Here is a 15,527-nt window from a genome sequence, read left to right on the forward strand (position 1 = left end):
ACGCACTCCGGTACGCGCGCCAGATGACCCTCGACGAGGTCGGAGCCGTGGGCCAGCAACGGCTGGCCGAAGCGTCCGTGCTCGTTGTCGGCGCAGGCGGGCTCGGGGCTCCCGCGTTGCATCATCTCGCTGCATCCGGCGTTGGACGGATTGGGATCGTTGAGTTCGATCATGTTGATGTAACCAACTTGCATCGGCAGACGTTGTACTCGACGGATGATGTTGGAAAACCCAAGATCGCTGCGGCCCGAGACCGGTTGCTCCGGATCAACCCCACAGTCGCCGTCGACGCCTACGGGGAGCGGCTGACGGCGACCAACGCACGGGACCTGATCGGGGCGTACGACCTCGTTCTGGACGGGTCGGACACGTTCGGGACTCGGTACGCGGTCAACGACGCCTCCGTGAGGACTCGGACCCCCCTCGTCTTTGCCTCTATCAGCCAGTTTTCGGGTCAGGCCTCGGTGTTCGGGACAGAAACGGGGCCGTGCTACCGGTGCCTCTTCCCCGATCCGCCGCCTCCGGACCTGATCCCCAACTGCGCAGACGGGGGCGTGCTGGGGGTCGTCCCGTCGATTCTCGGCACCATCCAGGCGGCCGAGGCCATCAAGCTGATCCTGGGGATCGGATCGTCGCTCGTGGGCCGCCTCTTGCTGGTCGACGTGCTGGCGATGGAGTTCCGAGAGATCGGCGTCGAGCGGGACCCGGGTTGCCCGGCCTGCCGCACGGGGCGGACAGCAGAGACGTCGCCCGACGACGGCTCGACCGAGATCACCGCGCCCGAGCTCCGAGCACGGATGGACACCGACGTTCCCGTCTTGGTCGACGTCCGCGAGGCCGCCGAACACCATGCCGACCACATCGGCGGCCGGCTGATCCCTCTCGGCCAACTCGATGTGCGCGCCTTCGAGCTCGACGACGTGCGAGACCGCGAGGTTGTCGTGTACTGCGCGTCGGGCGGCCGGTCGGCTCGCGGTGCCCAGTGGCTCCGTGAGCGCGGGTTCCGTGCCGTGTCGCTCCGGGGCGGCATGGACGCCTGGAACGCGCTCCGGTGACACCCGTCCTCGTCATCGCGGGGCCGACCGCCGTCGGGAAGTCGTCGCTCGCGCACGCGGTCGCTCAGGAGGTCGGGGCAGAGATCATCTCGGCCGACAGCCGACAGGTGTACCGCGGGCTCTCGATTGGGACCGCGAAACCGACCAAGGAGGAGCGGGCGCAGGTCCCCTACCACCTCCTCGACGTGCTCGACGTGGGCGCTCGTTTTTCAGCGGGCGAGTTTTTGCAGTGTGTGCAGATTGCCATAACGGACGTACACTCCAGAAACCGCCCCGTCGTCGTCGTGGGGGGCTCGACCCTCTATGTCCACGCGCTCGTCGAGGGGCTGGCTGAGGTCCCGTCCGTGTCGCCCGGCCTGGAGGCCGAGCTCCTCTCGGAGGCCAGGACTCGGAGCGGAGCGGCCGGGCTGTTCGAGGAGCTGTCCGAGGTGGACCCCCAGGCGGCGGCGACAGTCGACGCGACCAAGACGCATCGGTTGGTGCGCTGGGTCGGCGTCTGGCGCGAGACGGGACGGCGACCGTCCTCGTTTTGGGACGAGAGCAAACTACCACCGGTCCCCTCCATCCTGACCGTCTTGACCCGGCCAAGGGACGACCTGTACCGCAGGATCGACGCTCGCGTCCTCCGAATGATGGACGCGGGGCTCCTCAGCGAAGTGGCCCACCTCGCCTCCCTTGGTCCCGTGTCTAGGTCCACACTGGAAGCGACGATTGGATACCGAGAGCTTCTGCCCGTTCTGGCTGGCGAGCGGACCGTCGAGGCAGGCGTCCGGTTGATCCAGCGGAACTCGCGCCGGTACGCCAAGCGACAGCTCACGTGGTACAGGCGGTATTCCCAAGCCCTCTGGCTCGATGCGTCAGAGACGACGCCCGAGCGGCTCCTCGACGCCGTGGCGCCCTGGCCCTACGGAGTCTCGGCCCCTCCGACGGCCCATCCACCAGAGCCCGAGTCCTCCTCCCCACCCGACGACCGTCGCGACCGTGCCTGACCCCGGCATGACGTAGTCGAGGTAGGTCGCGCTTGAGAGGATGACAATCCAAAAGATAGGTTGAGATTGCAATAACGGAATCGCAAACAAAACTGGCAGCCCGTACCACGGGTGCAGCGTGGTGGCCGTGAGGGCGAATCCCACGACGACCACGGCCGTCACGTGCCGCATCGACCGCGGCGTCCCGTCGTCCGACGCCAGGGCGAGCCCGACGGCGGCGGCGAAGACCACGCCGAGCCCCACGCTGGCGACTCGTCCGGCGCTCTCCCCTACGAGGGGAAACAGCGCGGCCTTCGCGATCCGGTACGGCGCGGCGTATTCGTCGAACGTCCCGAAAAACAGCCCGAGGGACTCCCGCACGTGGGCTGCGGCGTCCGGCGACCAGACGGCGACCCCGAGCAACCCGGCAAGCACGGCCGAGGCGACCACGCCCGCCCTCCCCTCCCGGCGCCAGGCCGACGGCAGCAACGCCAGCGGGTACAGCTTGGCCAGCCCGGCGACCGTCGCGCCGACGGACGCCCACGGGAGTCGCCAGAAACCGGCTCCCAGGACCAGGCCGAGCCCCCCGATCACGAGTGCCTCGGTGTGGCCCTGCCCCGCGATCTCGACGACGGCCAGCGGGCTCCACGCATACAGCGCGGCCCGCGTTGGGCCCGCCCACCGAGCGAGCGCGACGACGCCGACCAGCTCCGCCACCACCAGCACCCCCTTCAACGCCCACCACGCGGCACGCCACCCGAGCGGCCGGTACAGCGCTGCGGAGAGGCCGAAAACGGCCTGAGAGGCCGGCGGGTACACCGAGTAGTAGTCCGGCGAGTTCATCCGCTCGAACACGACCTCGCCGTGCCAGGGCGCGAGCTCGGGCGCCGAGGGGCGGAGCGCGTAGGGCGAGACGTCGGCCTCGGCCGCGATCAGCCCGTCCCACAGGTAGCGGTAGCCGTCGTCCGAGAGGGTCGGCAGCATGGGCAGCGCCAGGAGCCGCAAGACGACGGCGGTGACGAGCAACTGGCGCACGGTGACCGACGCGCGCCGGAGGTACGCCACGAGCGTCGTGAACCCGGCGAGGTGGAGCCCGACGAAGGCGAGCCGCCAGCCCGTCCCGGCGTCGGGCGTCCGGGCCGTCCACGCCATCCCGAGGACCAGCGCGGCGCCGACGGCGAGCGGCCCCCAGCGTCGCCTCACGGACGGGCCCGGATCGTCAATCGCAGGGCACCGGACGAGTCGGCCTCGACGGCGTCGGCCAAGCGGCGGAGGATGAACAGGCCCCGGCCCTCTGTGGAAAGCGGGTCGTCGGGCAGGTGCGCCCGGTCGAGCCGAGCGGCGTCGGGGCCGGGCCCGTCGTCGGCGACGCGGACGTGGAGGGCGTCGCCGACGAGGTCGAGCCGGAGGGCGACCTCGTCGCCGGCGCCGTGCTCGACCGAGTTCGAGACGGCCTCCCCGAGCACCAAGGCCACCCGGGTGACGTCGGCCTCGGACCACCCGGCGTCGGTCACGAGCGAGACGGCCGCGTCGCAGACCTCGCCGACGGTCGAGAGGCGCCGAGGACGGAGGTACTCAGGCACGGCGGGCGGCGCGCAGGGCGGTGGACGCGAGAAGGTACCGCACGGCGCGCCGGCGGACGGGGCCGGGGCCGAGCGCGCCGACGACGGCCCGGAGAGCCGGCGCGGCGACCGACGCCAGCGGTCCTACGACGCCGGCGCGCCGGAACCGGTCGAGCGCCCCGCTCGGGCAGTCCTCGCCGAACCGGGCCGCGGCCACGCCGAACGCGGCGGCGTTCCGGAGCGCCCGTTCGAGATCGCCCAAGTCGTGGAGCCGGACCGTGGCGTCGGCCAGCCGCAGGCCGTTGGGGTGCTCGGACGCCAGCCGGCACGCGAGTGCGACGTCCTCGCCGTACGCGACGTCCTCCGGAAACCCGCCCGCCGCCAGGAGCGCGTCGCGGCGCACGGCGCAGGCGCCGGACAAGAAGAACCGCCAGTCGAGCCGGTCCCCCGGCGCCCGGCTGGGGGACGGGCCGCGCGCGTGCCGGGCAACGTAGTCCTGGAACGGCTCGGCCGGGTCCGTCGCGACGTGGTCGAGGCGGGCCACGGCGGCAACGCACCCGGCGGCCGTCGCCGCGTCCGCCAGAGACCGGGCGGCGGGCGACGGCGGCTCCACGTCCGCGTCGAAGAACACGACGACGGGCCCGGTCGTGGCCTCGGCCCCCGCGTTCCGCGCGGCCGCCCGGCCCCGGTTCTCCGCGAACGTCACGACCGACGCCCTCTCATGTCCGGCGACGACCTGGCGGAGCACGTCCGCCGTGCCGTCCGTCGACCCGTCGTTGACCCACACGACTTCGTCGACGCCGACGAGGCCAAGGACAGCCGGGACGGTCGTAGGCAGGACCGACGCGCCGTTGTAGACCGGGACCACGACCGACGTCATCGGCGCGCGTGGTCGAGGAGGATCTGCTCGAGAGCGTCCGTCGAGCGGTCCCATGAGAACCGGGCCACGTCGGCAATTCCGGCCTCGGCCAGCGCGACGCGGCGGCGGTCGTCTTCGAGCAGGGCCGCCGCCTCGGCCGCCAACGCCCCGGCGTCGCCGACGGGGACCTCGACGAGCGACCGGCCCGGCGTGAGGAACTCGGACGGCCCGCCGCTGGCGGTCGCCACGACGGCGCAGCCGCAGGCCGCCGCCTCCATCGGGACCAGGCCCCACCCCTCGGTGCGGCTCGTGTGGAGGCAGACGGCCGCGCCGTTGTAGATCTCCCGGAGCCTCCCCTGGGGCGGCCGGACGACGACCTCGACCCACGACGGCAGGCGGTGGCTCGGCGGCCGGGCCGACACGACGGTGGCCTCGACGGCCGGGCGCTGCTCGCGGAGCCGGTCGAGCGCCTCGACCAGCACGTCGGGGCCCTTCGACGGCAGCCGGTGGTACAGCGCCACGACCCGCTCGGAGCGGCCCGAGATCGGCGCGTCCACCGCGAAGTCGACTGGATCGACGGCGTTCGGGACGACGCCTGCGACGGCCCAGCCCTCGGCCCGGACGGTGGCCGCGACCCACCCGGAGACGGCGACGCGGACGAGCGGGAGCGCCCACGTGCCGGCGGCGCGGGGGTCGAGGTGGCGCTCGTCGTGCTGGAGGAAGTAGAACCCGACGGCGCTCCGGTCCCCCACGAGGGCCGCGACCCAGGGGGCGGTTTGGTGCCCGGTTGCAATAACGGCATCGTAGGCGCCGGCCGAGAGCGCCCGCCAGCTCGGGGGCTCGACCGTCTGGACGCCCTCGGCCCCGAGCAGCGGCCGGTCGGGCACGCCGTGGACCGCGTCCCTCACGCGGACCGCCGCGCGCATGGCGAGGCCCCGGACCCCGTCCCCCCGCTGCGGCGCCGCGACCGTCACCCGGTGTCCCCGGGCGGCGAGCTCGCCCGCGTGGCGGTACACGACCGCCGCCCCACCCATCGGGATGCGGACCGGCGCGGGGAGCACGAACAGGATCCGCACTAGAGCCTCAGCAGGTCCGTCGGGAGCGGGGTCAGGTTCTCGCAGCCGTCGTCGCGCACGACGACCACGTCCTCGATCCGGACGCCGAACCGCTCGGGGAGGTAGACGCCGGGCTCGATGGTGACCGTCGCCCCGGCGGGCACCTCGTGCTCGACCTGCTGCGACAGCCGGGGCCACTCGTGGACCTCGATCCCGACGCCGTGGCCCAGGCTGTGTGAGAAGTACTCGCCGAGCCCGTCGGCCGCGATCACGTCGCGGGCGACCGCGTCGAGGGCGCGGCCGGTCATCCCCGCGTGCGCCGCGTCGATGGCCGCCCGCTGGGCCCGGCGGACGGTCTCGTAGGCGGCGACGGCCACCTCGCCCGGGTCGCCGAGCGCGACCGTCCGCGTCAGGTCGGAGCAGAACCCGTCGAGCACGCCCCCCATGTCGATCACGACCAGGTCGCCCGGCGCCAGCGCGCGCGACGACGGCCGTGCGTGGGGGAGCGCCCCGCGCGGGCCGGCGGCGACGATCGGCTCGAACGCCATCGCCGAAGCGCCGCGCCGGAGGTGCTGGTAGACGATCTCGGCCGCGAGCGCCTGCTCCGTGACGCCCGGCCCGATCATCGGCAGAACCTCCGCGAACACCTCGCACGTCAGCGCCTGCGCCCGGCGGACGGCCTCGACCTCGGCCTCGGTCTTGGACGCGACGGCTTGGGACAGCAGGTCCTTCGCGGGGACGAACTCGGTGTCGGGGAAGGCCTCGCGCAAGCTGTCGAACGCGGCCATCGTCACGTGCTCGGCCTGGACGACGGCCCGGCGCGCGCCGGTGAGCAGGTCGTGCTCGCCGGCCCACGCCGCCAGCGCCCCGTCGGCGATGGACACCTCGGCGCCCGAGACCTCGGCGCGGGCCTGGGACGTGTACCGGCCGTCGGTCACGAAGTGGGCCGCCCGCTCGGTGACCAGCAGCAGCCCGTTCGAGCCCGTGAACCCAACGGCCCACCGCAGGTCCGGCGGATGTGAGACCACGACGGCGTCGGCGTCCTCGGCCGCCGCGAGTCGGCGGAGCGTGTCGAGGCGGCCGCTCACGAGCGCGTCGAGTAGTTCGGCGACTCCTGGGTGATCGTGACGTCGTGGGGGTGGCTCTCCTTCAGGCCCGCGCCCGTGATGCGGACGAACTGGGCCCGCTCCTGCAACTCCGGGACCGTCGCGCAGCCGCAGTACCCCATCGCCGCGCGGAGGCCGCCGACCATCTGGTAGGTGATCTCGGACAGGTACCCCTTGTACGGCACGCGCCCCTCGATGCCCTCGGGGACCAGCTTCTTGAGGTCGTCCTCGGCGTCCTGGAAGTAGCGGTCCTTGGACCCCGCCTCCATCGCGCCGAGCGAGCCCATCCCGCGGTAGTTCTTGTAGCGGCGGCCCTCGTACAGGACGGTGTCGCCCGGGCTCTCGTCCACGCCCGCGAACAGGCCACCGATCATGACCGTCGAGGCGCCGGCCGCGAGGGCCTTGGGGATGTCGCCGGTTTGCTTGATCCCGCCGTCGGCGATGAGCGGGACGTCGTAGCGGCGGGCGGCCTCGGCGCACCGCAGGATGGCCGTGAGCTGGGGCACGCCGACGCCGGCCACGACGCGCGTGGTACAGATCGAGTTGTGGACGACCGCGTTGTCGGCGATGAAGCTGTGGGTCGGGCAATCGACCTCGATGTCGTACACGGGCACGGCCACGCCGAGGGGCCGCCAACCGAGCGACTTCACGACCTGGAACCGATCCAGGTGGCGCTTCTCGTGCGACACGTTGAGGCGCGAGACGTACGACGGCAGGCAGTCTTGGTCGCGGACACCAGCGAGTGCCCCAGCGGTCGGCGCCTCGCGGCGGGAGTTCGGGACGCTCCCCTCGACGAGCGCGCACAGGACGTTGAACAGCTCGGCCAGCCGCGGCGACGTGTTGCGGAACCCGATCCGCCCGTCCGCCGCGACGTGCCCATCGCTGGCGACGAGCCCGTCGAACAGCCCGCGCAGGTACGCCCGGTCGAGGCACAGGAACCGGGAGGGCAGGTGCTTCTCGTCGCGCTTCCCGAACAGGGCCAGCAGCCGCGCCCACTGGAGCGAGTACAGGTGGACGTGACACACGCTCCCCCGGACCTCGACCGATGGACGGACGCCCGTCACGGCTTCGACGCGGTCGGCCACCTCGTCCGCGAGCGCGCCGTCTCTGGCGTTGAGATACCACGAGACTCGGCCCACCTCCGAGTTCCGGTTCGGGGCGATGAAGGCGTGCCCGTCGCCCAAGAACAGGCCGAACACGAAGCCGAGATCGTAGCCGGGCGCGACCGTCGTGTGGTATCGGTCGAGCTGCCGCTCCGTCCGCACGGCGAAGTCGCGGAGGTCGATGGAGAACGTCTCCGGGAGCTCGAACGCGAGCCGCCGGGGGAACAAGAACGTGTGGCGGCCCGGCTCGCCGACCTCCTTCCAGCGCAGCTTCGAGGTGCCCCGTCGCGTCGGCGCGGCCAGCGCCCCCGCGTAGCCCCGCGAGGTCACTGTCGCCCGAGCGACCGTGTCGAGGTCGCCCACGAAGTAGCGATGGTCCGGCGTGACGACGGTCTCGCGGAGCCCGCCCGTGTGCCGGACGGCGATCACCTCCCGGACGCCCGTGCACCACGCCCGGACGACCGTCACCGGCCGGCCGTCCATGTTGAGTACCCGGTCCCCAGCCTGCACGTCCTCGATGTTCTTGTAGGTCGCGTCGGCCATCAGCACGCGCGTGCCGGCCGCGAAGCAGCCCGGACCGATGCCGACCTTGACGGCGTCGGCGCCGGCCAGGATCAGGTCCTCGGTCCCTTCCGGCGTGGCCACATTCCCGGCGATCACGTCGAGCCCGTCGAAGTCCGACTTGATCCGTTCGACCATCCGCAGGACGCCCTCGGAGTGGCCGTGCGCCGTGTCGACGACGACGAAGTCCGTCCCGGCCTCGGCGAGCGCCGAGACCCGATCCGGCGTGTCGGGCGTGACGCCGACGGCGGCGCCGACCAACAACCGGCCGAACTCGTCCTTGGCCGCGTGCGGGTGCTTCTTCTTTTTCTGGATGTCCTTGAACGTGATGAGGCCCTTGAGGAACCCGTCCTCGTCGGTCACGGGCAGCTTCTCGATCTTGTGCTCCTGCAGGATGGCCTCGGCCAGGTCGAGCGTCGTGCCGACGGGCGCCGTGACCAGGCCCTCCGTCGTCATGATGTCGCGGAGCACGACCTCGTTGTCCGGCTGGAACCGCAAGTCCCGGTTCGTCACGATGCCGACGAGCCGCCGGTCGCCGTCGACGATGGGGATCCCGCCGATGGAGTAGCGCGCCATCCGCCCGCGCGCGTCGCCGACGGTGTCCTCGGGGCGGAGCACGACGGGGTCCAGGATCATCCCGGACTCGCTCCGCTTGACGCGGCGGGCCTCGCGCGCCTGGAGCTCGGCCGGCATGTTCTTATGGAGCACGCCGACGCCGCCCTCGCGGGCCATCGCGATCGCGAGGTCGGCCTCGGTGACGGTGTCCATCGCGGCCGAGACGAGCGGGATGGCGAGCGACAGGGTCCGCGTCAGCCGGGTGGCCGGGTTCACCTCGCGCGGCATCACGCCGCTCCGCGCCGGCACGAGGAGCACGTCGTCGTAGGTCAGGCCTTCGTAGGCGATCTTTTGCATGGGAGGGATGGAGGGATGCGGGACGGAGGGATGAGGGGGAAAACGCCTGCGCATGTCGTATCCCCTATCCCGTATCCCTCTGCTAGAACACGACGGGTTTGAGCTTGACCGAACGGCGGAGCGCGTTGACCTCGTGCGGCTCCAGGCGGCGCCAGCGGCCCCGGCGGAGGTCGGACAAATCGAGGCCGGCGTAGCCGACCCGGTCGAGCGCGACGACGCGCCGACCGATGGCCTCGGCCATCCGGCGGACCTGGCGGTTGCGGCCCTCGTGGAGTTGGAGCCCGAATCGCCGCCGGTCGTCGTCGACGAACGCGGCGTGGTCGGCGCGCGCGGGCCCGTCGTCCAGGTCGACGCCGGTGCGGAGCCGGTCGAGGTCCGAGTCCGTCAGCGGCTGGTCGACCTCGACGAGGTAGAGCTTTTTGGCCCCGTGGCTCGGGTGCATCAGCCGGTGCGCCAGCTCGCCGTCGGTCGTGAGCAGGAGCGCGCCCGTCGTGTCCTTGTCGAGCCGGCCGACCGGGAAGAGCGCCGACTTGAGCCGGTTCGGGATCGAGACCAGGTCGAGGACGGTTTTCCGGCCGCGGTCGTCGGTGACGGTCGTGAGCGTGTCGAGCGGCTTGTTGAGCAGGATGTAGGCGAGGTCCGTCGGCTGGACGGGCTGGCCGTCGACGGTCACCTGGTCGTCGGGTGACACCTTGACCCCCATCTCGGTCGTGACGGCCCCATTGACCGTGACGCGGCCGGCCGCGATGATCGCGTCGGCCTCGCGGCGGGAGGCGACGCCGGCGCGGGCGAGGAACTTGTTGAGCCGGACCGGACCCTCGGGCTCCGGTCGCGGGGCCGACGCCGGGGCGTCGGCCTGGCGCTGCCGCCGCTCGGCCTGGTGGCGCCGGCGGACGGAGTCGTTCTTAGGCGTCCGCTTCGACATCGGTCGTGGGGGGGGTGGCGAGCTCGGCGAGCAGCGACGCCCGCTCGCGGTTGAAGGCCGGGTCGGCCAGGATCTCGTCGATCTCGCGCGGGGTCGGGAGGTCGCCGAGCCCGTCGAGGCCGAACTGGTCGAGGAACCGGTCGGTCGTGGCGTACAAGAGCGGCCGGCCGACGCCCTCCCCCCGCCCGGAGATGGCCACGAAGTCGCGCTCCAAAAGCTGGCGGAGCGCGTAGTCCGAGTTGACGCCGCGGACGTGGTCGACCTCGGGGCGGGTGACGGGTTGTTTGTATGCAATAACGGCCAACGTCTCCAAGAGCGACCGCGACAGCCGCCGCGCTTGGTCCTGCTCGAACAGGGCCCGGACGAACGGGTGGACCTCCTCGACCGTCGCCATCCGGAGCCCGCCGGCCCACCGCTGGATCCGGAACGCCCGCCCGCCCTGCCGGTACGCGCCGTTGAGCCGCCCGACGGCGCGCTCGACCTCGCCCGGCTCCACCTCGACGCCCGTCACCTCGCCGTAGGCCCGGGCCACGTCGTCGGGCCGGAGCGGGACGTCGCTGGCGAACACGAGGGCCTCGACGGCCTGGTCGAGCGTGTCGGAGGTGTAGCGCGGCTCCATCGTCAGGCGGCGGCGGTGAGGGGCTCGGCGTCGAGGTCGTCGGCGGAGGCCGCGCCCTGGGCGAGCTCGACGGCGAAGTCCTCCGCGTCCAGCCCGAACACGAGTCGGATGGCCTGGCGCTGGGCCAGGTCCAGCACGGCCAGGAACGTGACGATGACGAACGGCTTGCTCCGCCGGGCCACCAAGGCCTGGAACGACGCGCCGCCCGCGCGCAAGCGCTCCAGCAGCCACGCCCGCTGGACGTCGAGCGCGAACGCCTCCCGCTCGACCTGGTGGCGGACGACCTCGGCCTGGGCCGCCGCGCGGTCGAGCGCGCTGCCGAGCGCTTTCACCAGGTCGAAGACGGTCGCCCGGTAGGTCACGTCGGCCGGAGGCGCGAGGCGGTCCCGCTCGTCGGCGGCCTGACCGCGGGTGCGCAACCGCTGTCTCGCCTCGAACCGGCCGGCCATCGCGCCCGCCGCCTCCTTGTAGCGGACGTACTCGATCAGCCGCTCAACCAGCTCCTTCCGCGGGTCGATGGGCTCGCCCTCGTCGTCCAGCTCGGGCCGCGGCATGAGCATCCGCGCCTTGATCTGAATGAGCAGCGCGGCCGTGTAGATAAAGTCGGCCGCGGCGTCGAGGTCGACGTGCTCCAGCACGCGGACGGCCTCCAGGTACTCGTCGGCGATCCGGGCGATGGGGATGTCGTGGACGTCGATCTCGTCCCGCCGGATAAAGAAGAGCAGGAGGTCGAGCGGGCCCTCGAACTGGTCGAGCTGGACGCGGTGCATCTGGGGGGACGGCTTTGCAGAAGCTACGGCGCCCGGCCGAGCGTCGCGCGCCGAACGTGGTCGCCTCCCAGACGAGCGCGTGCCGCACCCGGACCCCCCGCTTCCCGGCAGGTCGCTGCGCTCCCAGCTCGGAAAGCTGTCCCCCTTCAAGGGGGACAGTCCGGCCGCCCCTGAGCAGAGCGATGGGCGGCTGGACGGGGGGTCCCGAGCCTGAGGCCTCGCTCTACTCCCGCTCCTTGAACCACTCGACGGTCTCCTCGAGCCCGCGCGCGACGTCGACCTCGGGCCGCCAGTCCAGCACCTCGGACGTCCGTGAGATGTCCAAGACGCTCCGCTGCTGCTCGCCGGGCTTGGCCGGCCCGTGCCGCTCCTCGGCGCCGGCGCCCGTGAAGCGGTTGATGTGGCGGAACAGCTCGTTCACGTCCGTCTCGATCCCCGTCCCGACGTTGAAGATGCCCGAGCCTTGGCGCCCCAGCGCGGCCACAAACGCACGGACGACGTCGCCGACGAACACGTAGTCGCGCGTCTGCGTCCCCTCGCCGTTGATCGTGATGGGCTCGCCGCGGAGGAGCCGCTGGGCGAAGATGGCGACCACGCCGGCCTCGCCGTGCGGGTTCTGGCGCGGCCCGTAGACGTTGCCGAACCGGAGCGCGGCGGCCTCGATCCCATACGTGTCGTTGTAGAACCGGAGGTAGTGCTCGCTGACCAGCTTGGTGATCCCGTACGGCGACATCGGCAGCGTCGGGTGGCTCTCCGGCTGCGAGACCCCCCCGTTGACCGACGGGTCGGGCTCGCCGTAGATGGCGCCGCCCGTCGAGGCGAAGGCCACCTTTTCGAGCCCGTGCTGGCGCCCGGCCTCCAGCAGGTTGAGCAGGCCGAGCACGTTGACCTCGGCGTCGAACTGGGGGTCGGCGACGGACCGACGGACGTCCATCTGGGCGGCCAGGTGGCACAGCGCCTCGAAGCGGTGCTCTTGGAACAGATCGGCCACGGCGTCCGACCGGACGTCGACCTCGTGGAAGACGGCGCCCTCGGGCACGTTCTCGCGCACGCCGCCCGACAGGTCGTCCAGGACGTGGACCTGGCAGCCCTCCTCGAGCAGGCGGTCGGCGACGTGGGAGCCGATGAACCCGGCCCCGCCGGTGACGAGGACGGGGCGGTCGGCGAATCGGAACGGCATGTCGGTGGGTCGGTGAGTCAGTGGGTCGGTGGGTCAGACGCGGAGGCGAGGCCGCGCGCCGGTCGCCAAGATCGCAACGGGCTGGCCCACCGGGTGCGCGCTACCGGCTTACCGATCCTCCGGCAACAGCGCGGCCGAGCTCAGCCGGCCCGGGGCGAACAGCTCGGCGGCCAGCTCGCGGACGCCCTCGGCCGTCACGGCGTCGATCTCCTCGACCACCTCGTCGATCGTCGTCAGGCGGCCGTAGACGAGCTCGACGCGGCCCAGCCGCTGCATCCGGTTCGACGTGCTCTCCAGGCCCAGGATGATCGAGCCCTTGAGCTGGTGCTTGGCCCGCATCAGCATCCGGTCGCTCACGGCCGTCTCGGCCAGCTTCGCCAGCTCGCGCTCGATCAGCGCGCGGGACCGGTCCACGCGGCTGGCGTCCGTCCCGATGTAGACGCCGAGGTCGCCCGAGTCCGTCTGGACGTTGACGAACGAGTAGACCGAGTAGCACCACCCGTGCTTCTCGCGGATGTTCTGGTTGAGCCGCGAGGACATCCCCCCGCCCAGGATCGTGTTGAGGACGGACAGCGTGGTCCGCCGCTCGTCCCGGGCGCCGAACGCGCGCGTGCCCAAGACGAGGTGGGCCTGCTGGATCGGCCGCTCGACCGCGACGTCGACCGGTTGGTAGGCCGTCGAGGGGCGGCGCTGCGTCGGGTTCGGGCCCCGCTCGAAGTCGGCGAGCAGCCGCTCGGTTTGCCGGACGACGTCGTCGTGGCGGACGTTGCCGGCCACGGCCACGACCAGCCGGTCGGGCACGTAGTGCTGGGTGATGTAGCGCGCCAGGTCCTCCTGGCTGAACGACCGGACCGACTCGGGCGTCCCGATGACGGGCCGGCCGAGCGGGTGGTCCGGGTAGAGCGCGGCCTCGTAGTGGTCGAAGACGTGGTCCTCGGGCGCGTCCTCGTACATCTTGATCTCCTCGACCACGACGTCCTTCTCCTTCTCGATCTCGCGCGGCGGCAGCGTCGGCTGGGTCACCAGGTCGAGGACGGTCTCGAGCCCCCGGCCGAGGTGCTCGCTCAGGCCGCGGGCGTAGAAGCACGTGTGCTCCTTCGACGTGAACGCGTTGAGGTAGCCGCCGACCGACTCCATCCGCTGGTTGATGAGGTACCCGCGCCGGCGCCGAGTTCCCTTGAACACCATGTGCTCGATAAAGTGCGTGATGCCGCCCTCGGCGGGCGTCTCGTCGCGGCTCCCGGCGTCCACCCACGCCCCGACGGCGACGGAGCCGACGGACGGGATGGTCTCGGTGAGGACGCGGACGCCGGAGGGCAGCTCGGTGCGGTCGAACGACGGGGTCAAAGGCCTGGCGGAGGTGGGCCCGCCGATATCCCGGAGCGCGAGTCCCGTTCCTCCCTCCCCCGGGATTCGCGCTGTTTACTCGCCGCCAGCGGAGGTCGCGCCCGCCGCGCGCGCCCGCGCCAGCCCCTCGACCGACTGCCGGCGGTTGGGCGCGCGAGCGAGTCCGGCCTCGAACGCCGCCGCCGCCTCGGCCGGGCGGCCGAGGTCGAGGAGCGTCAGCCCGAGCATCTCGTGCGAGGGGATGGTCGGGGACGGCGGGCCGAACGTGAGCGGGGCGGCCTCCTCGATCTCAGCGGCCTGGCGGAGCAGCGCGAGCGCGGTCTCGTCGTCGCCCTCGGCCCGGCGAAGCGAGGCCTCGACCTGGAGGGCGGCGGCCTGATCCGACCACTGGGCCTCATCGTCGGCGAACGAGACCACGGAAGCGAGCGCCGCCCGGCCGGCCTCGGGCGTCCCACGAGCCGTCGCGTGGAGGCCAGCGACGTAGACGTCGTAGATGAACTCCGGGTGAGCCGCTTGGTAGGCGGCCATCACGTCGGCGTCGCCGGCCCCAAGCGCCTGCTGGGCACGGATCCGGGCGACGTGGGCCTTGGCGGTGACCGACGGCGACTCGCCGGCCTCCGCGACGGCGCGGTCGTAGAGCTCTCTCGCCAGCGCGGCGTCGCCGAGCTGGGTGGCCGCGTAGTGCCACCACCAGAGCGCGTGCCAGCCGTGGCCGTTGAGCGGCTGGTTCCGCCGGTCGGTCCCGGCCTTGGCCGCGTCGAAGCTCCGCTCGTTCATGGTGGCCACGTCGTCCCACAGCCCGAGGGCGAGGTAAATGTGGCTCGGCATGTGGAGCGCGTGGCTCGCGGCCGGCGCGACGGTGGCGTACACCCGGGCCGGACGGAGCCCGAGCGGCGCGTGGACCGGGTCGTCGTAGGCGTGGATGAGGTAGTGGGCCGCGCCGGGGTGGCGCGGGTTCTCGTCGAACACCTCCTCGGCGACGGCCGCGGCGCGCATGTAGGTCGTGAAGTCGCGGCCCTCGTGCGCCGTCCCCAAGAGGGCGAGCGCGTAGAACGCCCGGGCGTCGAGGTCGTCGGGGTAGGTCTCGGCGAGCCGGCCCATCGCTTGGGCATAGCGGTCGTCGCGCGCCTCCTTGTCGCCTTCCCCGAAGAGCACGCCGAGTGTGGCGAGGTAGGCCGCCTCGCGCGACGTCAGCCCGTCGACCGACACGCCGTCGAGGGCGGCGCGGGCGGCGGCGCGGTCCTGGCGTTGCCAGATCGGGTGGTTGTGCGTCATGGCCTCGCCCCAGGCGGCCATCGCGAACTCGGGGTCGAGGCGGCGTGCCTCCTGGAAAGCCTCCCGGGCGTCGTCGTACTCGAACGAGTGGAGCAGCAAGAGCCCCCGCAAAAACGGCTCCTGGGCCTCGGCCGCGCCCGAGTTGTCGAACTCGGTCACGCCGAGGTCCGGCTGCGCCGCCACCGAGACGGTGAGGAGGCACGCGAGGACTGAGAGGGAGTGCCGCATGG

13 protein-coding genes and 1 pseudogene are annotated in these 15,527 nt (G+C 72.4%); 2 read left to right on the forward strand and 12 right to left on the reverse strand.

Going from position 1 to position 15,527, the window contains the following annotated elements:
- The first annotated feature begins 23 nt into the window (after positions 1-23).
- Both ACOOHE_RS09835 and miaA read left to right on the forward strand, forming a co-directional pair.
- Positions 24-1,055 (forward strand): ThiF family adenylyltransferase, encoded by a 1,032-nt coding sequence (locus ACOOHE_RS09835; protein ID WP_420453908.1) that lies wholly within the window; start codon positions 24-26, stop codon positions 1,053-1,055.
- Positions 1,052-1,873: pseudogene (miaA, locus tag ACOOHE_RS09840) on the forward strand (tRNA (adenosine(37)-N6)-dimethylallyltransferase MiaA); the annotation flags it as partial. The gene ACOOHE_RS09835 and the pseudogene miaA, both read left to right, overlap by 4 nt.
- A gap of 39 nt (positions 1,874-1,912) precedes the next feature.
- On the opposite strand, the gene ACOOHE_RS09845 reads toward miaA, so the two are convergent.
- The 12 genes from ACOOHE_RS09845 to ACOOHE_RS09900 form a co-directional block, all read right to left on the reverse strand.
- Positions 1,913-3,226: a hypothetical protein gene (locus tag ACOOHE_RS09845; protein WP_420453909.1), complete on the reverse strand. Its 1,314-nt coding sequence runs from the start codon at positions 3,224-3,226 to the stop codon at positions 1,913-1,915.
- The gene (locus tag ACOOHE_RS09850; RefSeq protein WP_420453910.1) at positions 3,223-3,606 is read right to left on the reverse strand and encodes an ATP-binding protein; all 384 of its coding nucleotides are present in this window, start codon (positions 3,604-3,606) and stop codon (positions 3,223-3,225) included. Before ACOOHE_RS09850 ends, ACOOHE_RS09845 begins: the two co-directional genes overlap by 4 nt.
- On the reverse strand, positions 3,599-4,465 hold the full coding sequence (locus ACOOHE_RS09855) for a glycosyltransferase (RefSeq protein ID WP_420453911.1): 867 nt from the start codon (positions 4,463-4,465) through the stop codon (positions 3,599-3,601). The genes ACOOHE_RS09850 and ACOOHE_RS09855 overlap by 8 nt, the downstream gene beginning before the upstream one ends.
- The gene (locus ACOOHE_RS09860) at positions 4,462-5,520 is read right to left on the reverse strand and encodes a glycosyltransferase family 4 protein (RefSeq protein ID WP_420453912.1); all 1,059 of its coding nucleotides are present in this window, start codon (positions 5,518-5,520) and stop codon (positions 4,462-4,464) included. Before ACOOHE_RS09860 ends, ACOOHE_RS09855 begins: the two co-directional genes overlap by 4 nt.
- Positions 5,520-6,587: an aminopeptidase P family protein gene (locus tag ACOOHE_RS09865; protein ID WP_420453913.1), complete on the reverse strand. Its 1,068-nt coding sequence runs from the start codon at positions 6,585-6,587 to the stop codon at positions 5,520-5,522. The genes ACOOHE_RS09860 and ACOOHE_RS09865 overlap by 1 nt, the downstream gene beginning before the upstream one ends.
- Positions 6,584-9,181: an IMP dehydrogenase gene (locus tag ACOOHE_RS09870; RefSeq protein ID WP_420453914.1), complete on the reverse strand. Its 2,598-nt coding sequence runs from the start codon at positions 9,179-9,181 to the stop codon at positions 6,584-6,586. The genes ACOOHE_RS09865 and ACOOHE_RS09870 overlap by 4 nt, the downstream gene beginning before the upstream one ends.
- An 82-nt stretch (positions 9,182-9,263) precedes the next feature.
- Positions 9,264-10,106: a pseudouridine synthase gene (locus ACOOHE_RS09875; protein WP_420453915.1), complete on the reverse strand. Its 843-nt coding sequence runs from the start codon at positions 10,104-10,106 to the stop codon at positions 9,264-9,266.
- Positions 10,087-10,725, reverse strand: coding sequence for an SMC-Scp complex subunit ScpB (gene scpB, locus ACOOHE_RS09880; protein WP_420453916.1), 639 nt, complete (start codon positions 10,723-10,725; stop codon positions 10,087-10,089). The genes ACOOHE_RS09875 and scpB overlap by 20 nt, the downstream gene beginning before the upstream one ends.
- Before the next feature lie 2 nt (positions 10,726-10,727).
- Positions 10,728-11,495, reverse strand: a complete 768-nt coding sequence (locus ACOOHE_RS09885; RefSeq protein ID WP_420453917.1) for a segregation and condensation protein A — start codon at positions 11,493-11,495, stop codon at positions 10,728-10,730.
- A 223-nt stretch (positions 11,496-11,718) separates the two neighbouring features.
- Complete coding sequence (locus ACOOHE_RS09890) at positions 11,719-12,675, reverse strand: NAD-dependent epimerase/dehydratase family protein (RefSeq protein ID WP_420453918.1); 957 nt, start codon at positions 12,673-12,675, stop codon at positions 11,719-11,721.
- Positions 12,676-12,783: 108 nt separating this feature from the next.
- Complete coding sequence (locus ACOOHE_RS09895; RefSeq protein ID WP_420453919.1) at positions 12,784-14,022, reverse strand: M16 family metallopeptidase; 1,239 nt, start codon at positions 14,020-14,022, stop codon at positions 12,784-12,786.
- Positions 14,023-14,097: 75 nt separating this feature from the next.
- Positions 14,098-15,525, reverse strand: a complete 1,428-nt coding sequence (locus tag ACOOHE_RS09900) for a hypothetical protein (protein ID WP_420453920.1) — start codon at positions 15,523-15,525, stop codon at positions 14,098-14,100.
- Positions 15,526-15,527: the final 2 nt, after the last annotated feature.

The organism is Rubrivirga sp. (genome assembly GCF_965213695.1).
GTDB lineage: Bacteria > Bacteroidota > Rhodothermia > Rhodothermales > Rubricoccaceae > Rubrivirga.